Genomic DNA, 22,100 nt, shown 5'->3' on the forward strand with positions numbered 1-22,100 from the left:
GAAGACAGGAGGAGATGGAATGAACCAGACGTTAGCAGATCCGACAGAACACCCGGATTGGAGACTGCCGCATTCATTTGAATGGTATGCCGGACTGGGAGGGGAGACGGGGAAATATACGTACCCCTGGAATTCCACGATCACGGGGCCCGATGCGGAGGCGATGTTCGCCGAGGAGGTTGCAGGACTGGTGCCAGGGAAAAGAGTACTCGATATCGGCTGCGGTCATGGGGATTTTACGATTCGCTGGAGTCCTGTGGTGAAGCAAATTGTCGGGCTGGACGTCACTGCTGATTTTATCGAAACGGCCAGCAGCACAGCCCTTTCCAATGTTTCTTTTGTTACAGCCAATACCAAGCACAAGCTTCCCTTCGAAGACGGACAATTTGATTGTGCTTACAACCGTAAAGGCCCGACCTCCGCATACTCTGATCTTACGAGAATCCTCAATAAAGGCGGGAGGCTGCTTGCTCTCCATCCCGGCGACCGTTTGTCGCCAGAGCTGTCCCGGCTCTTTCCCGGGCTGTTTGCACCTCAGCCGGAAGGAACTCCGGTACTGGACAAGATCAATCAACGGCTCGAGGCAAGCGGATTTACAAGCGCTGAAATCGAGATTGTTACGAGTGTGCAGTATTTTCATGAGCCGCTGGATATTGTGCGGTTGCGCTGTTTTGGCCAGACACCTGCGGTTCACGAAATGGTGTTGCAATGTATGCCTGAGATCAGCCGGATTTTCACTCAGCACCAGTCATCCCAAGGGTTGCAGGCAACCTTGGATAATTACATCGTTCGCGCAGTGGTGTAAGTTGACGTTAAGTCCGCTCAATCCGTAATAATAGGAAAAAGTGCAAGGGTAGTTTCTCTTTTTGCGCTGTTCCCCCGCCTGTATAATTTGGCCTGAGACCAAGAGAGGGTATTGGGGCAATTTAGAAGGCATCATCAGCACCTGTAGCTTTAATTGCATTACCTGCAATTATTCAAGGTATAAGCAGACTTTTTCTAGAAATAACTGCATTTTATGCAGTTAAAAATAATAAATTCGCCCATTTGAGCTGAAATCCTCTAATATAAATGTACAGAATGCAACTATACACACGGTGGCAGTGGAAATTGCGTTTTTAAGTGTGCGAAGTACAATTAAGTCGCATTGGGAGTGGAGATCCGGCCAAAAAGCCATACGGTCAATCAGTTATTCGGCTGCTGGTCCTTACTTCAGCCCATGTAAATAAAAAAGAGTCTGCCAGGAACTCAACCCGGCTGACTCTTTTTACGTATGAAGTGTAGGCAATTATAGCTGTAAGTTACGGTCGATCAGTGCGATGCGCTGTTGTACGCAGGCATAGGAACGGAGCGGATCTTCCGGTGTATTCAGCACATAGTCGAGCATTTGGTCAACTGAAGTGGTAGCTACATGAATGCGGGTGTCGGAGGATGCGTAGTAAATATAGATTTCTCCGTTATCGCGGGCAATTACACCGTTGCAGAACACTACGTTGGATACGTCGCCGACACGTTCTTCACCGTCTGGAGCGATGAAATGGCCGCCTGGAGCATGGGTAACTTTGTTCGGCTCATTCAGGTCCGACAGGAAAGCATAAAGCACATACCGCAGTCCTGCTGCTGTATTGCGCACGCCATGGGCGATGTGCAGCCAGCCGCGCCGAGTTTTGATTGGAGCCGGGCCTTGGCCGTTCTTCACTTCTTTGATGGTGTGATAATAGCGCTGATCCATAATGGACTCGCTGGTAATTACGGCATTTTCGATTGTATCGGACAATCCCCAGCCGATGCCGCCGCCGGAACCGGCGTCGATGAAGCCATCCTGCGGACGGGTGTAGAAGGCATATTTGCCATCCACAAATTCAGGATGCAGCACGACATTGCGCTGCTGGGCGGAACCGGTCTTCAGGTCAGCCAGACGTTCCCAGGTCTTCAGATCCTTGGTGCGGGTGATGCCGCACTGGGCTACAGCACTGGAGAGGTCGCCGTGCGGAGCATCCGGATCTTTACGCTCGGTGCAGAACAAGCCATAGATCCAGCCATCGGCATGTTTAACCAGACGCATGTCGTAGACATTGATATCCGGGTCTTCTGTTTCAGGTAACACTACCGGATGGTCCCAGAAGCGGAAGCCGTCTACACCGCTGTCGCTTTCGGCTACAGCGAAGAAGGATTTGCGGTCATTGCCCTCAACACGGGCTACGATATAGAACTTGCCATCCAACTCAATGGCGCCCGGGTTGAAGATGCCGTTAACGCCGATTCTTTCAGCAAAATATGGATTGGTTGCCGGATTATAATCATAACGCCAGATCAGCGGGGCATGCTCTGCGGTGAGCAGCGGATACTGATAACGGTCATAAGTCCCGTTGCCGTAAGCCACCTTCTTATTTTTACGTCCGATCAGGGCCTCATAACGTGCTGTCAATTGTTCCTTGCGTTCTTCGAATAAAGTGGTCATTAGACATTCTCCTTTAAAGTTGTTTTAAGACGTTCGATCATCTCGAAGCAGGCTCTGCTGTTATGATAAGGGCATTTCCAGGCGCTGACCTTCGGCTCATGCGCGAGCGGCTGCAGCTTCTCGTCAACACCCCAGTACCATTCGCCATACTTGCGATCCACTAAATAGCTGTCAATAAAGTTCCAGGCGCCTTCAGCGGCATTCAGGAACCGCTGATTCCCCGTCAGCTGATAGGCATTGTAAAAGCCGACAACTGCTTCAGCCTGCGGCCACCAGTCCTTATCCTTACTCAGCAGCCCGCTGCCGTCGGCCTCATTCCAGATGCCCCCGTCGCCGGCGATGCCTTCTTCAAGCGCAGCTTCTGCCATGCTCAGGGCAACTGTGCGCACGCGCTGGAGCAGCTTCTCATCGCCAAGCACCTCAGCGGCTTCTACCAGCAGCCAGCTGCCTTCGATATCATGGCCGTAGGAGACGAGCTCAGATTTCACATGCCACTCTTCATCCAGGAACAGGTGGAAATGCTTGCCTTCCGCGTCAATGATATGATCAAGCATCGTTTCGATCAGCCCGGCCAGCTTAAGCTTCAGCTCTTCGGATTTCCATACACGGTACAGGCCAGTATAACCCTCCAGCACATGCAGATGCGTATTCATCGACTTCTTCTCATTCATATCCTTGGCGCTTAGCGACAGATCATCCGTTACATGCCATTCACGCGACAGTGCTTCGATATATCCTTTATAAAGCGGATCGTAGCCGTGCTTTTCCAAGAGACGGAACAGCTCAACCGCTTGTTCCAAGGCTTGTAAATTTTCAGTAGCATGATGGAATTCAGCTAACGCGTAGATGGCAAAAGCCTGGCCGTATACTTGCTTTTTCGGCTGGGAAGGTGCACCTAAAGCATCTACCATCCAGTAAAATCCACCGTATTCCTTATCTGTGAAATGCTCCAGCAGGTAGCTGTAGGCACGTTCAGCCATGGACAGGTATTCAGCTTTGCGGTACATGCGGTAAGCACTCGCAAAGGTCCAGAGAATCCGAGCATTAAGCACAAGGCTTTTCTCTGCGCCTTCGACAAGATTCAACTGGTTATCAATTTCGCCAACAAAGCCGCCGTATTGCTCATCCAGCGTGTGTTCCATCCAGAAGCCGAGAATATTGTCCTGCAATTCAGCCTCCAGCTTCTTCAGCCAATCTTCGGGTGAGTTCTTCATTTTTCCGGTCCACTCCCATCGTTAGTTATTGATTCTGGAGCCATAATACGCTTTGATGACACCTGCTGCCGACTTCCCGTACATGCAGTAATCATCATTGTCTGCCGCCTCTTCAAGCGGATAGAGCTGTGCAGGCCAATCCCATAACATGAAGCCCCGTACCCATTCACGGCTTTCGCAGCTGCCGAACATCGCCTGGTAGAACCGGTGTTGCTCTTCTTCGCTGGGTTCACCCTGTAACGTCCAGTCATTGGGGATAGCAGCGCTCCCGGTACGGCTGGGACAACCGGCTTCCATAAAGAAGAACGGTTTGTTGTGTAACTTCACCACGGCTTCAATCCGGTCAAGCTGGGCTTCCCAGTCCTGTTCCGGGTAATATCCGCTGGAAGAGATCACATCGAGGTCATCCCACCAGGTCACATTATCCTCCTGGTATTTGTCGCAATTGTAAGTAATGATCCCGTGGTAGACCTTGCGTACCTCAGCGATCAGGGCCCGCCATTCCGCTTCGCGCCGGTCGGTCTGGACCAGCTCACAGCCGATGCAGAACATTTCGCAACCGCTTTCTTCAGCGATCGCAGCATAATGCAGGATAAAGTCAGTATAAGAGCGGAACCACTCCGACCATTTGGGCTCGCAGGGAACATCCTTGTCGAAAAAGTTAATATGCGCGCGCCAAGTGCCGTCTGCACAATTGACAATCGGCTTCAGGCAGACCTTTAAAGTGAGCTCTTTGGCCTTGCGGATCGCCCAGACTACTTCTTCGTCGGTGACTGTCGGCTTCTCCCAGTACGGAATTTCCGTGGATTGCGGAGTGGCCTGAATGGCGCTGAAGGCAATTGCGGTCCAGTTCGCACCCGTAACCGATTTCATAAGCCCCATCGAAGCTTCGGCTGCTTCAGTAGTCCAGGTTCCGCGTCTGCCCATAAAGCCCCAGGTGACACCTCCGACATATTCATTAAGCAGTGACATTTGGAAACCTCGCTTTACTAGGAAGAATAGATAAAATAATGCTAACAAATAATAACTTTTCGTTGTTATGTTATTATAATATTGTTATTTATTGATAACAACAATACAATTTAGTTATATACCTTTTTGTGTTTGATTTCAAGGGGGAATTAATTAAAGTAAATTGAAGACTATAAAAGAGCAATACAACACATTTTCTAACCGGCTAATCAGGCATATAATTAGAATGGTAGCGCAATCATTCGCAGCGGATTACAATTGGAGGCGGTTTCGAATTGATCAAGGTCATGATTGCGGACGATGAGGAAGTAATACGACGCGGGCTGGAGAAGATTACTTCCCGCATGGACTTGGAAGTAGAGGTTATCGGTTCATACGGCAATGGACAGGAGGCTTGGGGGCATCTTTCCACGCTGGCTCCTGAGGATATTGATCTCCTGATTACGGACATCAAGATGCCGAGGATGGACGGCTTCAAGCTGATAGAAGAGGCCAGGGGCCATATGAAAAATTTATCGATTGCTGTGCTGAGCGGATTTAGCGAGTTTGATTATGCCCGGAGGGCTATGCGTCACGGCGTACTGGATTATCTGCTTAAGCCGATAGAGAAGGCTCAATTGTACGAGCTGCTGAAGCGGGTGGAGGAGAACAAGGAACTGAAGATTGCCGTACCTGAACAGGAGAATCCTCCAGCTCAGGCTGCCGAGGGTGGAGAGCATTATGTGGTTGAACAGACCAAAAGCATTCTGGAGAAGGAATATGGCCAAAACTTTGAGCTGGAGCGTCTGGCAGAGACCGTTGGTATGAACGCAAGTTACATCAGCCGCCTGTTTAAGTTCAAGACCGGCCAGACGATAACGGATTATCTTATCGGTATTCGTATCGCGAAAGCCAAGGAGCTGCTGATTGGACAGCCTGATCTCAAAAACTATGAGATTGCCGAAAGGGTCGGTTACAGCGATCCTGTATATTTTAACAAGCTGTTCAAGAAAATGTGCGGAATGACACCAAAGGATTACAAAAGCGGATGCAGGACTCCGAAAAGCTAGCATCCGGCACAAAGTAATCTGCTCTTTAATAGGAAATGATTTGTGAAAAGGGGGGCGAAAGCCCTCCTTTTCAGGTTGTTTAATATAAGGTAGATAACAAATTTAAATTTAGAGAAACAAAAATAACAAATTGAAGACCAGAAAAAACAATTGAAACCATCGTTTTAGCTCTGGAAACGATTTATAATATATTTGTAAGCGATACCATCATTCTTTTCATAATGATTGTAGACAAAACACGAATTAACGGTGATTTATCTCAATCGCGACTGATATAGAGTGTTAGTATTTTGTTATTTAGAAACGTGAATAAAAGAGAGGGGTCAAAAGCAATGAAGAAGAGCAAAGTAATGGCTGGATTAATGGGACTTACGCTAATGGCTGGCTTGTTCACAGGCTGTTCATCGAACAACAACGCGGAGAATGAAACAGCGAACAATAAAGGGAATGCCGGAACCAGCACGGAGGCTACTGCTGCTCCTGAAGGTGATGCCGCTAAGGATATCAAAGGCGAAATCACCGTGATTACACAAAGAACGGATATTGTTGATACCGTATTCAAAGATTACGCAGCAAAATTCAATGAGAAATATCCGGACGTAAAAGTGAACTTTGAGGCACTTTCCAGCTATGAGGATCAAATCAAAATCCGCATGAGCACCGACGATTACGGCGACGTGCTGCTGCTGCCTACAAGTGTAGCGATTAAGGATCTGCCGGACTTTTTCGAGCCGCTGGGCCAAATGTCCGACCTTGAACAGAAATATACAGGGCTTGAAGAACGTTCGGTCGACGGAGTTTCCTATGGTGTTCCAATTACCGTTAACTTCTCCGGCGTGATTTACAACAAACAAGTATTTAAAGATGCGGGCATTACGGAAACACCGAGAACGATGGACCAGTTCATGACGGCTCTGCAGAGCATCAAAGATAAAACCGAAGCTGTTCCGCTGTACACGAACTATGCAGCCGGTTGGACATTGACTCAATGGGAATCGGATTTGGCTACCGTTGCCGGCAACCGCGACTATGTCAATATCGCTCAAGTGGCTTCCGATGACAACTTTGTTAAAGGACAACCTCACTATGACCTGTACAAAGTACTGTACGATGCAGCTAAGAACGGCTTGATTGAAGAAGATCCTACAACAACAGACTGGGAATCTTCCAAAGCTGATCTGGCTAACGGGAAAATCGGTACCATGATGCTCGGATCCTGGGCGATCGGCCAAATTAAAGGAGTGGCTACAAATCCTGACGATGTAGGCTTCATGCCATTCCCTACCAATGCTGAGAAGGTTCTGGTTCCGCTGTCCGATGACTACAACCTGGGTGTCAGCGTTCACAGTAAAAATAAAGAAGCAGCAAGAGCATGGTTGGACTGGTTCATTAATGAATCCGGCTATCCGACTACTGAAGGCGGCGGTATGAGCCCGGTTAAGGGTGCTGAGCTTCCTGAAATCCTCAAACAATTTGAAGGCACCGAAGTAACCTTTGATACACTGGCTCCTGCAAAAGCTGGAGAAGAAGGCTGGGTTGATGCCATCGACAAGGAAGCTCAAATCGGTCTCTGGCAGCCTGACTTCAAGAAAGTGATCATTGAAGCGGCTATCGGCAACCGCAAAGATTCCTATGACGATATCATGAAAGATCTGAACGATAAATGGAAAGAAGCAAGAGCAAAAGTTACCGCTGCAAAGTAATGCCGGTAATTGCCATATCATTTTAACTAGATAAAACGCAGGGTGAAGAAAGAATCAAGAGAACGGGAAGATGCTCAAAGAGGCATTTTCCCCTTCACTTTTGCGGCCTGGAGCTGGATTTGGAGTAAAAAGCATTTGTTCTTAGGAGGTGTGGAGAGTGCCCAAATTGTCTAACTTGAGCTATAAAAATCAGCGGATTTTAATTATTTTTCTATTTTCTTTGGTTCCGATTCTTTTGCTGTTAACCTTCTCGTATTTACCGGTGTTAAAGATGTTCCAGTACAGCTTCACGAGCTGGGATGGACTGAGCAAGAAGATGGAATATGTAGGGCTCGAAAACTACAAGACGATTTTCACCAAACCGGAGTATTTTGCCGTATTTAAAGTCAGTTTGTATTACTTCTTCGCTACCTTTGTCCAAATGGGGCTGGCACTGTATTTTGCAACAATTCTAAGCTTTAACGTCCGGATGAAGAATTGGTTCAAGGGAATTCTGTTCTTCCCGACACTGCTTAACGGTGTAGCTATCGGTTTTATCTTCCTGTTCTTCTTCAAGCCGGAGGGAACCCTCAATACGCTGCTTGATATGTTGGGACTTGGAGCCTGGCAGCAGAAATGGCTGCTCAACCCCCATTTGATCAACATTTCCCTCGCTTTTGCCTCTGTCTGGAGGTACATGGGAATGAACTTTATCATCTTCCTTGGAGCGATTTCCTCTATCGGAAGTGATATTTATGAAGCATCGGAAATTGACGGCGCCAACCGCTGGCACCAGTTCAGACATATGATCATTCCGAGCATCAAACGTATATTGCAGCTCAATCTGATCCTCGCCGTAAGCGGAGCGATCGGTGTCTTCGAAATTCCGTATGTCATGACCGGCGGGTCCAATGGCAGTAGCACGTTTGTCATCCAGACCGTCGATGTGGCCTTCAAATACAGCAAGCTTGGCCTTGCTTCCGCAATGGCCGTATTGCTTCTGGGTATAGTTATACTTGTTACCATTCTGCAGCGTGTTCTGATCAAGGAGGAGAAGTAAGAGCTATGCATACTTTTAAATATACCGCTGCTTCTTTCTTCAAATACCTCACCTTGTTGTTAGGAGCGCTCGTGGCACTTATTCCAATCGTTGTCGTCCTTTTCGCTTCACTAAAAACAAACGCTGAATATGCTTCGACCGGACCGCTGACACTGCCGGAGAATTGGCTGAATTTCTCGAACTACACCAAGGCTTTTGTCGACGGCAAAATGCTGCTCGGCTTCAAGAACACGATCATTATCGTGGTGATTTCCATCGCCGGTGCAACGCTGACCGGTTCGATGATGGCTTATATCCTGTCCCGCTTCAAATTCAGAGGCAGCAAGCTGATGATGGGCGCCTTCCTGCTGGCTACACTGATTCCGGGTGTGACGACTCAGGTGGCTACATTCCAGATCATCAACTCCCTGGAGCTGTTCAATACCCGCTGGGCGCCGATTTTGATGTACCTGGGTACAGATATTATTGCCGTTTACATCTTCATGCAGTTTCTGGATTCGATTTCGGAATCGCTGGATGAGTCTGCGATGCTGGACGGGGCTTCGTATTGGACGATTTACTGGCGGATTATATTGCCGCTGCTGAGTCCGGCCATTGTAACAGTCGTTATCGTAAAAGGCGTAAATATCTACAATGACTTCTATACCCCATTCCTGTACATGCCAAAAAGTGACCTGCAGGTCGTCTCGACTGCGCTGTTTAAATTTAAAGGCCCGTACGGCTCGCAGTGGGAGGTTATCTGCGCCGCGATCATGATTGCGATTATCCCGACCCTAGTCGCCTTCGTTTCCTTGCAAAAATATATTTATAACGGGTTTGCACAAGGTTCTGTAAAATAGTTACAGATTCTGATTCAACACATTACATTTAAGAACTGCAGCGGAGCTGCAGTACCTTTGGAGGGAGACTTAACAATGAAAGAAGTAAAGTTGATTGGAAATGATTTGCCGAATATCCCATGGCAGGACAGACCTGCAGGAAACGAAAACCCGGTCTGGAGACATAATGACAACCCGGTAATTAAACGCAATCCGGCTAAAGGGGTTGCACGGATTTTCAACAGTGCGGTTGTTGCTTATGATGGCAGCTTTCTCGGTGTATTCCGCGTAGAGGACAACACGACCCGTCCACATCTGCGGATGGGCTACAGTGTTGACGGTCTGGACTGGAAAATCGACGATCAGCCGATTCAATTCATTGATGAAGAAGGCAATCCGTACATGCCGCGTTATGCATACGATCCTCGTCTGGTGAAAGTCGAAGATACCTATTACATCATCTGGTGTACAGATTTCTACGGCGCGGCTATCGGTGTAGCGAAAACCCAGGACTTCAAAACCTTCATCAGCCTGGAAAATCCGTTCCTGCCGTTCAACCGTAACGGCGTGCTGTTCCCTAAAAAAATCAACGGCAATTTCGTGATGCTCTCCCGTCCGAGCGATAGCGGACATACCCCGTTCGGGGATGTGTTCCTGAGCGAAAGCCCTGACTTCGTCTACTGGGGCAAACACCGCCATGTGATGACCAAAGGCGGTCAAGGCTGGTGGCAAAGCACCAAAATTGGCGGCGGCCCCGCTCCGATCGAAACTTCCGAAGGCTGGCTGATGTTCTACCATGGCGTAACCGGAACCTGCAACGGTCTGGTATACAGCATGGGCGCAGTTATTCTGGATAAAGATGAGCCGTCGAGAGTGAAATACCGCTCCAAGAACTTCGTCCTGACACCGGAAGAATGGTACGAAGAAAGAGGGTTCGTGAACAACGTGCTCTTCCCTTGCGCTACGCTGAATGATGCCGAAACCGGCCGCATTGCGATCTACTACGGCGCTGCAGATACTTATGTAGGCGTTGCTTATACGACTGTTCAGGAAATCGTTAATTATGTAATTGATACCCATGAGGAAGTCGGCGACGACGCGGGCTTGGGCAAGATCTAATACAGGGTGCAAAAAGAGAAGCAGGAGCCTCAGAGGCTCCTGCTTGATTGTTGATTAACGGGGTGAAGGCGCTCGCCGCCCCATTTCCCAAGATTTCACACCACCTTAAGGAGAAGATGATAAGTGACCAATGAACGATCCCTGTCCCAATTAAAAGCCTACGGGGGCAGCAGCCCGAAGCCGGAGGATTTCGATCTATTCTGGGAACGGGCGCTAAACGATCTTAACGCCCAGCCGCTTGATTATGAACTTGTACCAGCGGAATTTACCAGCGAGCTGGCGGAATGTTTCCATCTCTATTTTACCGGCGTAGGCGGGGCAAGAGTGCACTGCAAATATGTAAGACCGAAGAAGGCGGCGCAAGAGAAGGGGCCGGGTGTGGTCATGTTCCACGGCTACTCCTGCGACAGCGGGGACTGGATGGAGAAGGTCACTTATGCCGCTCACGGAATCAGCGTGCTGGCGATGGACTGCCGGGGACAGGGCGGACCGTCCGAAGACAATCTTACAGTACAGGGAACCACGATCCGCGGCCATATTATCCGCGGTATTGATGATCCCAATCCCGACAACCTTTATTACCGCAACGTATTTCTGGATACCGCCCAGACGGCGCGTATTCTGATGGCGATGCCTGAAGTTGACCCGGCGCGGGTTGGCGCTTTCGGCCTGTCGCAAGGCGGCGGACTTACTGTAGCCTGTGCATCGCTTGAACCGCGCATTGCCATAGCTGTGCCGGTCTATCCGTTCCTGTCCGATTACAAACGGGCCTGGGAAACGAATATCACAACCTCGGCGTATGAGGAGATCAACTACTATTTCCGCTTTTTTGATCCGCATCATTTGCGCGAGGACGAGATTTTCAACCGGCTGGGTTATATTGATATTCAGAATTTGGCGGACCGCATCCAGGCTAAAGTGCTGTGGGTGACCGGACTTGCGGATACGATCTGTCCTCCTTCAACACAATTTGCTGCATACAATAAAATCACAGCATCAAAAGACCTCATGGTTTATTATGAATACGGTCATGAGTATCTTCCATATCTTGCTGATCGGACGCTTCAGACGTTCATGACCTTGTAACGGGTGTAATCCCTGCAAGAAAACAGTAGATTTGGCGGTGAATTTTTTTGAGCAAGCAAGCAAAAGGCAGTAAAGGGTTCCTAACCCGGCTGCATCCCTCCAAGTCGCTGGGGATGCGGCTATTTCTCGTGTTCTTCATCGCCACGATGGGAATTGTCCTGTCCCTCGGATACACCTCGTATTCCGTAGCCAGACAAACGATCGAGAACAACGCGCTGTCCTCCAATGAGCAGACGGTCCTACAAACGGCAGAGAAGCTGGACGTAATATTGCTGCGGTTTGAAGACAGCCTGGGACAGCTTTTTTACAACAAGGATATTCAAAATGCTGTAACGCAAGGAAATCAGTCTCCTGCAAACCTCGGGCAACCTCAGGAGCAGTCTAAAGTGATCACCGGGGAACTGGAACTTTGGCTCTCTGCAGTAAGCGGGATTCAAGCCGTGTACCTTGTGCCGTTAAATCCCAGTCTCCCTATCTCTGCTACGGGAACGACTGACAACGCCTTTGTGGAGGAGATCCGCGCATCCTCCTGGTTTAAGCAGCTGCAGGAGAAACCTCAGAGCTTATGGATCACGCAGGCATTGAAGCAAGGAGACGACTCGGGAGTGCTGCATTTCGCCAAATCCATCGCGGGGGATGCCGGCAGCACCGGCTACATCGCTGTCTGCGATATCAAAACTACAGAACTGGAGAGCCATCTCAGCAAAGTCAATCTGGGAATGAACTCCTACATTCAATTGCTTACGGACAAAGACGAGCTGATTGCCTCTTCACAGCACCAGGAGGCAGATACGTATCTGCGGCTGGGCGGAACGCTGCTGAAAGGCGTTAATCAAACCTCAGGCTCGCTGCCGACCAAGGACGAGGAAGGCGAATCCATTCTTGCGGTTTACGGCACACTGGAGAGCTCAGGCTGGAAAGTACTCGGGGTGGTGCCTGCTGAGAATCTGATCAAGGATGCCGGCCGTATTCTTAACACTACGTACATAGCGGTTGGTGCTGCCGCGGTCATCGCCATTCTGATCGGCTTGTGGATGGTAAGGATGGTGTCGAGGCCGCTCTCAAGGCTGAGACACTTAATGTTTCAGGGAGCCGAAGGCGATCTGCGTGTGCGGACTAAGATCACTTCCCGCGATGAGATCGGCCAGTTGTCCAGCTCCTTCAATGCAATGATGGAGCGGATTACAGAGCTGGTTGTCCATACCAACGAGACCGCCCGCGAGGTGCTGGAGACCGCCGATGCACTAGGCAGCGCTTCACGCAAGACGGCTGCTGCGGCAATGGATATTGCTGCGGCGACCGAAGAGATTGCCGGTGGTGCAGGCAATCTGGCTCTGGAAGCAGACCGCGGAAACGAAATGACTGGTGTAATCTCCGGGCAGATGGATATGGTTTTTGCTGCTGCCCGTGAGATGGAAAGCACGGCGCATAGTGTAGGACAAGCTAGTGAAGAAGGCGTTGTGAAGTTAAAGGAATTGCTGGGCAGAACACAAACGACAGGCGAAATGACCCATCATCTCGTGGTGAAAGTCAATGAATTGAAGGAAACTGCTTCTTCGGTGATTAAAGTGCTTGAGGTTATGCAGAATATTACGCAGCAGACTAATATCCTGTCACTGAATGCTACGATTGAAGCGGCAAGAGCGGGGGAAGCCGGCCGGGGCTTTATGGTCGTGGCCGATGAAATCCGCCAATTGGCTGACCAATCCAAGCGTTCCATTACGGTTGTAGCTGAGATTACCGGCAAGATCATGAACGATATGAATGAGACTGTGGTTGCGTTGTCGGATGTAGCTCCGCTGTTCAATGAACAGGTGGCCTCTGTCCGCAATGCCAGCGACATCTTCGTATCCGTACAGGAACAGATGCATCATTTCATCGGCCGGCTGGAAACTGTCTCTTCATCGGTCGGCGGGCTTAACCAGTCACAACGAGTGCTGTCAGAGACGATTGGCAATGTCAGCTCCTTCGCCGAGGAATCTTCAGCTGCCTCCGAGGAGGTTGCTTCCTTAAGCGGTGAGCAGCAGAATGTGAGCGATTATCTGGTTGAACTTTCCGGCAAGCTGGAACATGCTTCAAGCATGCTTAAGGAAAGATTGTCCAAATTTAGTGTCTAACCATTTGCATGTAAAAAAGTAGTATCCCATTATACCGCTCCACCCTTTTACGGGTAGAGCGGTTTTTTGCCATACCTTGAACTGTTTCATGTAATAAATCAGCAAGGTGGGCATAATAGATCCAAGGAACAACACAATCGGCTATCCGCACATACATTCAGGAGGAATGGCATTGCATAAGGTAATCCATAAACGTATATTCTGGGGCCTGCTTATTTTGTCGGCACTGCTTGCAGTCCTCATTCTAAGGCTGGCATGGGTTCAACTGCTGCTTAAGAATCAGCCGGTCCCCGGTGCGGAATATTCTCTTGCCCAGATGGCCGAGATTCAGAGCGAGCGGGAGACTGTGCTGGACAGCGGGCGTGGCCGGCTCTATGACCGGAGCGGAAAGCCGCTTGCCGGTGAAACCGTTTGGGCGGCAGCCTTTTTTCCGCAGGAAGAACAACCTGCTGCTGTCATTAACCCGGGAGCGGAAGCGGGAACGGAACCTCAACGTCGTCTTGCCGCGATCCTCGGAGTCCCGTATGAGCAGCTTCAGAGCAGAATCTCCGGAGTGAAGGAGCCGTTTCTATGGCCCTCTGCCACAACCAAGACCCCACAGGCGCTGACACCACAACAGGCACAAGAAGTGGAGCATTTGGGTCTGGGCGGGGTCAGAGTCCTGCCGTTCTCCCGCAGATATGAGAATGAAGCGTCAGGACGGCAATGGCTGGGGTATATGTCGGAGGCTTCCAGGACGAAGGCAAAGGACTCGCCCACAGGACTTAGAACTCCACTGACCGGAACGGATGGGCTGGAGAAAACCCTGGAACCGCTGCTTCAAGGTGTTGGTCACACAGAGGCATATGCCCAGGTGGATGCGCGTGGCAACCGGCTTCCGGGCAGCCTTATAAAAGTGAAGGCGCCAGGGAATCCCTATTACCCCTTGTCGATCTATACGACGATTGATAAGCAGCTTCAAGCAGGAATTGAGCAGCTGGTTACGGAGGCGGGATTGAAAGAGGGAGCGGTGGTAGTGCTGGATACCAAAAATGGTGATATACAGGCAATGGTCTCTCTGCCCTTTTATAATCCAGGGCATATTTCGCCTGAAGGCGGGGAGTGGAATAACCGGGCACTGCAGGCAGACGCACCCGGCTCTATCTTTAAGATTGTAACAGCCGCAGCTGCGCTGGAGGCCGGGATCACCTCGCCCGACGAGAAGTTCTATTGCTCGGGGCATTATGACAAATACGGTTTGTCCTGCCAGAACGGCAAAGGACACGGTTCCCTCACGCTGGCGCAAGGGTTCGCCGTGTCCTGCAATACAGTATTTGCTTCCCTCGCCGAGCGGCTGAGCGGCGTGCAGCTTCAGGCCACCGCACTGGCGCTTGGCCTGGGAAGAAATGTAGGCTGGCAAGCGGAGAATACGCTTGGCCTGCCGCTGCTCCGGCCGCTTGCCGGGGAGCAGCCCGGAACGATCTTTACGACCCTGCTGCCTGATGACGGCGGAGCAAGGGTGCAGACAGCCATTGGCCAGCGGGATGTAAGAGTGACGCCGCTGCAGGCGGCCAATCTCGTTGTCACGCTGCTGCATGGCGGCAAGGTCAGGGCGCCGCGCATTCTGCAGCGGGTCGCGTTCAGAAACGGCCAGACGCTTAAGGAGCTGCCGGGACACCTGGCTCCGGCTTCCGCCGGACAAATCTCGGAGTCGACGTCCAGGCTGCTGTTGTCCTGGATGCGGCTGGTCGTCACAGAGGGAACCGGCAGACGCCTGCAAGGCGCACATTGGCCGCTGGCCGGCAAATCGGGCACGGCCCAGACCCTAGTGAAGGGAGCACCACGCAACAATCAGTGGTTCATCGGCTACGGTCCGGTTGACCATCCCCGGTATGCCGTATCCATCGCTGTGGAGAATGTGTCCCCCGGCAGTGCCCATACAGCAACTAAGCTGTTTGGTCAGGTATTCGACTTGTTGGCCGCGTCTTCGGGAGCTTGAGAGGGTTCTGTTTCACCAGTGACGGGTCCTCCGGCAGTCGAAGGTTCGGCTGCCGCAAACGGCGAAACAATAAATTCCTCCTGTGGCAGGTAGATCCAGCGCTGGAGATAACCCTGTTGAATCAGCTCCTTGATCAGAATAAGCAGGATCGGGGACAGGATCAGTCCGGCCACGCCAAAGGCGGACATAGAGAAGATTACGAAGGACAACATCAGAAACGCGGAGGATACGCCGATCGAATTGCCGGTAATCTTTGGCTCCAGCAGCTGGCGCACAATCAGCACAACCGCCAGCAGGACGAGCAGTCCGATCGCAAGCGAAGTATTGCCCACAATAAACAAATAAATGATCCAGGGAATTAGAATCGTGGATACCCCTAGCAGCGGCAGCACATCAAATACAGCGCATACCAGCGCCATGGTGATCTCATTTCCCGTTCTCAGTATGAACAAACCGGCCAGCACAATAACGAAGGTGATGCTGATCAAGATCAGCTGGGCTTTGAGATAGGAACCGATGGCTTTAAAAACGTTCCCTTGGACGAAAGCGAAAGCCGTCTTAAAGGTCTTGGGCATTTTATCATGAGCGATCTTACGCCAGTCCTTGATCTCCATGCTGAGGAAAAAAGCGAGAATAATGGCGACGCCGAAATTCCCCATAAAGGAGGAGAAAGAGCCAAGCACACCGACCATATACTTAAAGAAGCTGACCATCCATTTGGAAAGAATGTTGGTGGCATTGGTGAAATAGCCATTTATTTTCGTTGTAAGATCAGACGGCAGCGCATCAATCTGATGCTGCAGATAAGTGGTGGTTTCTTTAAAATGCATTTGAAGCATCTTTGTGTATTGAGGTAAGCTATCCGAGAATTGAAGGGCCTTTGTCGCAATGAGCAGTCCTGCACCGAACAAGACGCCCAGCAGAATAATCAGAAACAGCAGTACGGAAATTGCGGAGGCGAACGGTTTGCCCAGCCCCTTGCGGTTCAGGAAGCGGGCCAACGGCTCGATCAGCAGGAATACAAAAAAAGACAGGAATACCGGTGCGGCCAGTTGATACAGCTTGCTGAAACCCAGCATTACGAGATACACCGTCAGCACCACCAAACCAATATCAAAGAAGGTGCGCCAATATTTTTTGTACAGCGGCAGCATAAGTAGAAACGACTCCTTTTTCAGATTACTTTTTTAGAAAATTTGACAATTGAGGCTCCAATTCATTGTACACGATTTTAATAAAAAAGCGTCTTTTTCTTTGGTACCTGTGTTAAAATAGGGGGTAACGTTTTTTCGTGGGATTCTGCTCACCTAAAAACCGCGAGGCATATTATACTCTACTTGGCCGTACCCGAATATCTGCTTGCAGACGTAAGACGAGCCAAAGTCAACTCTGGAAAAGCGGTGAATATACATGCAGACTTTGCTGCTCTGGTTATTTTACATCTCGACCTTTTATGCGTTCATTCCTGGAATGATCAGCCGGATCTTCGGTTACCGCGTATTCCGCAAGGGGATTGGGCGCTCTGAATTTGCCCTCACCTTTGATGATGGTCCCGACCCGCGTTATACACCACTTTTACTGGATTTGCTTAAACGTTATGATGCCAAGGCGACCTTCTTTGTAGTCGGGGCGCATGCCGAACAGAATCCGGAACTTATTAAGCGTATGCATGATGAGGGACATCTTATCGGCATTCATAATTATGTGCACAAGAGCAACTGGGTGATGCGTCCCGCTACTGTCAGGCGGCAGATTCAACGCACGGATGATATTATTTACAGTATTACCGGTGAGCGTAGCACCTATTACCGTCCGCCGTGGGGGATTGTCAATCTGTTCGACTTCTCCAAACGCCGCCAGGTTCAAATTGTACTCTGGTCGGCTATGTTCGGCGACTGGAAAGAAAAGCTCGGCGTAGAGCGGCTGACCGAGAAGCTGCTCGAGAAGCTGAATCCGGGCGAAGTGATGCTGCTCCATGATTGCGGGACAACACTCGGTGCAGATCCGAAAGCGCCAGAGCATATGCTGGTTGCCCTGGAACGGATGCTGGAGGAAGCGCGGCTCCGGGGCTTGCGCAGCATCCGGATCGACCAGATGATCAAGACTGTGCAGAACTCGCCGATTCAGCGGATCTCCTACGGCAAGCGGCTGATTGTCGGCCTGTGGCTGGCCTGGGAACAAGTCTTTCAGTTCCTCTTCGGCTTAAAGACGATCACACCGGCTGACCCGTTCCTCCATTACCGGCTGCGCAAATATCAAGGCGGCTCCGTGCGAATGGAAGGCGGCGAGGTCTTGAACAAAGGCGATAAGGTCATTGAGCTGCATATCGACAACCGGCAGCTGTTCGAGATTGGCCTGAATTCCCGCTCTTCGGCTCAGCTTGCGATCCGCATGATCCGCAGGATGGAAAAGGATCTGCCGGTGCTTGCGGAGCAAATAGCCGGCGATGTAGATCTGGCTGAGGCTAAGGCGCTGTATGGTGTCAGCATGCTCAACCGCGGGCCGGAAAAATTCGGCTTCATGGTCCTGGATCTGCCGAACGGCTGGTTTGCCCGTTCCTCCAAGTTTTATTTAAGTCTTCTGCTTAGTGTTATTCATCCCTCAGGCGGAGAGAGGCTGAAGGTCCGCAGCGAGGCTCTGATCCCTAAGATGATTCTGATGCCCATCTCACAGCTCTTGGATCAGATGAATCAGCAGCGTCCGCAGAAACAGGCGAACCCGTGTGAGCACAAACGCGAAGAAGAGCTGACCCTGGAAGCTGAACTGCCGGGAGCGACGGTTATGCATTGATTTGAGGGTTCCCGAACTTTTATATAATTCGATATAGCTGGCTTAAAATGCTCCGGCAGCCGTAATTGGCTGGGGGGCATTTTTTTGTTTTTGTATATGGATATATGCAATGTGATACAGGAAGGAATCACTTAAGGACTGTCGAATATTTTGTTTTATCACGGAGGTGACATATGAAGGCGCGTAATTCTACGTACAATATTGACAATGTTGCTCTAGGTTTTGAAGAAGAGGTTGAGCGGCTGAAAGTACAAACAATGATGGGGTGGGATAAAGAGTTTCGTAACTTACAATGGTATGGATTGCAGGATGGAATGAGCGTGTTAGAACTTGGAAGTGGTCCCAGCTTCGTTACCGAACAATTAGTCCATAGTTTGCCGGAAAGTGAGATTACAGCTTTGGAAATTGATCAAAAGCTGCTGGCTGAAGCTAAAAACCGGTTACATCATATCCCTTCGTCCAAACTGCGGTTTGTACATTCTTCTGTGTATGACACCGGACTCCCTGATCATTCCTATGATTTTGCTATTGCAAGGTTACTGTTTCTTCATTTACATAATCCGGTGGAGGCTGCAAGAGAAATTTATCGTGTACTAAGGCCTGGTGGGAAGCTTGTCATTATCGATATTGATGACGGGATTTTTGGAGCGGTTAGCCCGAATATGGATTTACTGCCTTCTGTGATAAAGAAGCTGGCGGAGCATCAAGCTGCAAAAGGGGGCAATCGGTATATCGGCAGGAGGCTGCCACGACTCTTAGCACAGGCAGGTTATGTTGATTTAGATATGGATACTGTTATCCAGCATAGTGATCTTCATGGAATGGAAGGTTTTAAACGGCAGTTTGATATTAACCGGTTTAGGGTTTTTTACAATAAGGGAATTATCAATGAAGAAGAGTATGAACAATTACAACAAGCCTCTGAGAATTTTAATAATTCCCCTGAAGCCTATGCGATGATGACCTTTGTGATGGCATGTGGTAAAAAACCAGAGCACTGCTGAACGAACGGGTAACCTTATCCTAACAAACACACCAACACGGCAGCCGTTGTACCGGCTGCCGTGTTGGTGTAACATCTGTGCAGAAGATCACACTATTTAGCGTTTATTCATAGCATCCTCGGATACAGCCTATTCGCCAATAGGAGTGAATTTATTCTCCACAGTAATATTGGAGAACTTTGCATAGTTCAGTTGCTCAATTACATTTGCAACATCATTGCTGTCAACGGCAAATCCGACATATACCGAACCTTGCATAACGATTGTCCGCTTGCCGATCAGCGTCCATTTTTTTCCGTCTATAGATCCATAAGCATAGAAAGTATCTCCTTGACGGCCAAGTTTAAGCCAATAACCTTGTTCCACACCATTAATCTTGAACGGAATATCCGGAAGTAGTTGAATCCCGGCTTTTTCGGCAGCAGAAGGGCTGTCTAAAGTTTCGGTCAATACATCAAAATCTCCGCCCTTAAGGTTTCTTCCCGTCAGATAAGATGACCAGGCGGTAGCTTTAAATAACTTCACCCAGGAGAGGCCGAGGGCCGTAGCAGCACTGTCTTCTTTCAAGTCATCACGGATCATCAATCCTGTGAAGGCGTGGTTGTCAACGTCTCCAATCTTCTCCAGCTTCGCGGTAACCGCCATATCTCCATTCATCTCTTTATACACAAAGTGAAAGTCGTCTTTGGCCGCATTGTTCGCTTCTGATCGTTCAAGGCTGCCTTCGCTACTTCCAAGCTTTCCGTTTCCTTTAACAGTAATTACATCGCCTGTCATGCTTCCGGAACCTTTAATGTCCGGATTGCCGATATCTTTGGAGGTCCAGCCCTTGCCAGCCAAAGCAGAGGAGGAGGTATTGACATGGATATTAGCGGCAGTGGTTTGTGTCTCATTTCCTTTGGTATCCGTGACTCTTGCAGAGATATAGTAGGAAGCATCCTCTAGTCCCTTGATCGCATAGGTGTAAGTGTTGCCTTTCTTCACTGCATCTCCAAGATATTTAGATCCATTGTATACAGCAACCTTCTTTATTTTGTGTCCGAATTTGGAAGAAGCTTTGATTTTAACCCCGATCTCTTTCCCTAAGGCAAACTGGGCATTGTTCCCTGGTGCCAAGAGGCTAGCTTCAGGGTTTTCGGCAACATGGTCCATACCGGCAAGACCGTTTGTATAAAGTTCAAGCCATGTATAACCGCTTTCTGTAATTGTTTTATAGGCATCCTTGATGCCCCAGATATTATTCTTCTTTTCCCACTTGTCGTCTATACCGTTTTGATTGGTGTCAAATTGATCCTCTCTCTGTTCTTCTACGACACCAAAGGCCGAGATGTATCCACCAACCTCATGTTCCGTGTTGATATATCTTCCCGAGCCTTGCTCTACTTCCGCAACAATTCTTGCATCGACAGCGCCGCGACGCGGATAGGTAGCTCCCGCTTGTTGCAGAATGCTTTTCAGTAACGGTTGGTTAGCAGGTTTTACACCGGAATTAACGTAATCATCAAATGCTTTATTGGTAGTACCGTGATTTACTCCCGTACTGTCCGCCGAAAGATACGGCTTGCTTACTAAGTTCGTCATTTGGTCACCGCTGTTGTCACCGGAAAATTTCACAGTATCAGAGGATTCATTCAGTAATCCAGTAAGCTCCCCGTTGATTCGGTTCCCGGCGATGTAGAAGCCGCCAAGCTTCTTGGATTCCCCGGCATCAATAACCCTTTGAGTCACGTTATCTCTTGTACCTGGACCGGCAATTTCGATATTATTCATAAAATTAGTAAAGGTAAAACCCCCGCCATAAGTTCCATTAAAGCCCCAATTATAAATTATATTGTTGGAGAACTGAACAACTGCGACATGCTCTGCATCCGCAGCACCTGCATAACCGCCGCCCAGCCTTGGATTTCGCGAGGTGTGGTTCGCGTACAGATTGTGATGGAACGTTGTTTTATCTCCGCCTGAAATACCGCCGTAGCCATGTCTTCCTTTGGTATGCCCGGACAGAGTCAGACTTTCCGAAATCATTGACCACTGGATTGTACCGTTTTCGCCTCTGTATAACGATAAGGTTTCATCCGTGTTCCAGCTGAAGGAGCAATGGTCAATAAGGAAGTAGTTGTTGTCCCTTCCCCAAAGCGCATCCATCGAATCGCTGCCGCTAAATACATTGGTGGCACCCGGACGGAAAGAGATATAGCGAAGAATGATGTTTTCCGAATTGCTGATATCGGTATCCCAGCCCGCAATTGTAATTCCGTTGCCTGGGGCGGTTTGCCCGGCGATGGACAGGTTTTTGATATTGTTGAGCTGCAGGGTGCTCTTCAGTTCAATCGTTCCGGAAACATGAAAAACAATCGTACGCCCCTCTTTAGGCGTAGATACAATCCCATACCGAAGCGATCCTTCAATCGGTTTGTCATTGACAGCGTAATCTTTGAGGGTGGTTACGATATATACATCGCCCCCCCGGCCGCCGCTGGTATAGGCGCCGCCACCTTCTGCGCCCGGAAAGGCAATAATTGAGGCACCTGTAAAAATCTTGTCTCCGTCTGCCTGTCCTGAGGCATCAAGAGGCTGGATTCCTAAAAATGAAAACGCTACCGAAATACTCGTGAAAACGGCTAAAACCTTGTTGGATCTTTTACTCTTTCTGTTCATCTTTTGACGTATAACATGGATGCAGCCTTATCTTGAGGCAGTGCTCCTGTTATACTTCCTCCTTTCAGTTAAATGTTGTGGGTACTTACGTG

Annotated in this window: 16 protein-coding genes; 11 read left to right on the forward strand and 5 right to left on the reverse strand. The window is 49.5% G+C overall.

Annotation, left to right across the window (positions count from 1 at the left end; all coding sequences use genetic code 11):
* Positions 1-19: 19 nt before the first annotated feature.
* Complete coding sequence (locus NST99_RS08800) at positions 20-805, forward strand: class I SAM-dependent methyltransferase (protein WP_341091124.1); 786 nt, start codon at positions 20-22, stop codon at positions 803-805.
* 483 nt (positions 806-1,288) lie between these two features.
* Here NST99_RS08800 and NST99_RS08805 read toward each other — a convergent pair whose 3' ends face one another.
* The 3 genes from NST99_RS08805 to NST99_RS08815 are packed head-to-tail and all read right to left on the reverse strand — an operon-like array spanning position 1,289 to position 4,647.
* Complete coding sequence (locus NST99_RS08805; protein WP_341091125.1) at positions 1,289-2,461, reverse strand: glycoside hydrolase family 130 protein; 1,173 nt, start codon at positions 2,459-2,461, stop codon at positions 1,289-1,291.
* Entirely contained in the window at positions 2,461-3,675 is a 1,215-nt protein-coding gene (locus tag NST99_RS08810; RefSeq protein ID WP_341091126.1) for an AGE family epimerase/isomerase, read from the reverse strand. Before NST99_RS08810 ends, NST99_RS08805 begins: the two co-directional genes overlap by 1 nt.
* A 21-nt stretch (positions 3,676-3,696) precedes the next feature.
* The gene (locus tag NST99_RS08815) at positions 3,697-4,647 is read right to left on the reverse strand and encodes a glycoside hydrolase family 113 (RefSeq protein WP_341091128.1); all 951 of its coding nucleotides are present in this window, start codon (positions 4,645-4,647) and stop codon (positions 3,697-3,699) included.
* A 275-nt stretch (positions 4,648-4,922) separates the two neighbouring features.
* On the opposite strand from NST99_RS08815, the gene NST99_RS08820 reads away from it, so the two are divergent.
* The 8 genes from NST99_RS08820 to NST99_RS08855 all read left to right on the forward strand — a co-directional run bounded on the left by NST99_RS08820 (position 4,923) and on the right by NST99_RS08855 (position 15,556).
* A complete protein-coding gene (locus NST99_RS08820) occupies positions 4,923-5,696 on the forward strand; it encodes a response regulator transcription factor (protein WP_341091129.1) in 774 nt (257 codons plus the stop codon).
* 332 nt (positions 5,697-6,028) lie between these two features.
* A complete protein-coding gene (locus tag NST99_RS08825; RefSeq protein ID WP_341091130.1) occupies positions 6,029-7,399 on the forward strand; it encodes an ABC transporter substrate-binding protein in 1,371 nt (456 codons plus the stop codon).
* Between the two features lie 157 nt (positions 7,400-7,556).
* Entirely contained in the window at positions 7,557-8,438 is an 882-nt protein-coding gene (locus NST99_RS08830) for a carbohydrate ABC transporter permease (RefSeq protein WP_341091131.1), read from the forward strand.
* A gap of 5 nt (positions 8,439-8,443) precedes the next feature.
* A complete protein-coding gene (locus tag NST99_RS08835) occupies positions 8,444-9,277 on the forward strand; it encodes a carbohydrate ABC transporter permease (RefSeq protein ID WP_341091132.1) in 834 nt (277 codons plus the stop codon).
* A gap of 75 nt (positions 9,278-9,352) precedes the next feature.
* Positions 9,353-10,375: a glycoside hydrolase family 130 protein gene (locus NST99_RS08840; protein WP_341091133.1), complete on the forward strand. Its 1,023-nt coding sequence runs from the start codon at positions 9,353-9,355 to the stop codon at positions 10,373-10,375.
* A 123-nt stretch (positions 10,376-10,498) separates the two neighbouring features.
* On the forward strand, positions 10,499-11,461 hold the full coding sequence (locus NST99_RS08845) for an acetylxylan esterase (protein ID WP_341091134.1): 963 nt from the start codon (positions 10,499-10,501) through the stop codon (positions 11,459-11,461).
* A gap of 47 nt (positions 11,462-11,508) precedes the next feature.
* Positions 11,509-13,578 carry a methyl-accepting chemotaxis protein gene (locus NST99_RS08850; protein ID WP_341091136.1) on the forward strand — a complete coding sequence of 690 codons (2,070 nt, stop codon included), beginning with the start codon at positions 11,509-11,511 and terminating at the stop codon, positions 13,576-13,578.
* A gap of 172 nt (positions 13,579-13,750) precedes the next feature.
* Positions 13,751-15,556, forward strand: a complete 1,806-nt coding sequence (locus tag NST99_RS08855; protein ID WP_341091137.1) for a peptidoglycan D,D-transpeptidase FtsI family protein — start codon at positions 13,751-13,753, stop codon at positions 15,554-15,556.
* On the opposite strand, the gene NST99_RS08860 is transcribed toward NST99_RS08855, so the two are convergent.
* Positions 15,517-16,710, reverse strand: a complete 1,194-nt coding sequence (locus tag NST99_RS08860) for an AI-2E family transporter (RefSeq protein WP_341091138.1) — start codon at positions 16,708-16,710, stop codon at positions 15,517-15,519. The two genes, NST99_RS08855 and NST99_RS08860, sit on opposite strands and share 40 nt — an antisense overlap.
* Positions 16,711-16,966: 256 nt before the next feature.
* On the opposite strand from NST99_RS08860, the gene NST99_RS08865 reads away from it, so the two are divergent.
* The gene (locus NST99_RS08865) at positions 16,967-18,346 is read left to right on the forward strand and encodes a polysaccharide deacetylase family protein (protein ID WP_341091140.1); all 1,380 of its coding nucleotides are present in this window, start codon (positions 16,967-16,969) and stop codon (positions 18,344-18,346) included.
* A gap of 173 nt (positions 18,347-18,519) precedes the next feature.
* Positions 18,520-19,350, forward strand: coding sequence for a methyltransferase domain-containing protein (locus NST99_RS08870; protein WP_341091141.1), 831 nt, complete (start codon positions 18,520-18,522; stop codon positions 19,348-19,350).
* Between the two features lie 129 nt (positions 19,351-19,479).
* Here the strand turns inward: NST99_RS08870 and NST99_RS08875 are convergent, their stop codons facing one another.
* Complete coding sequence (locus NST99_RS08875) at positions 19,480-22,008, reverse strand: Ig-like domain-containing protein (protein WP_341091142.1); 2,529 nt, start codon at positions 22,006-22,008, stop codon at positions 19,480-19,482.
* Between the last annotated feature and the right edge of the window lie 92 nt (positions 22,009-22,100).

Origin of the sequence: Paenibacillus sp. FSL L8-0470, assembly GCF_038008625.1 — a bacterium.
Classification (GTDB): Bacteria; Bacillota; Bacilli; order Paenibacillales; family Paenibacillaceae; genus Paenibacillus_AQ.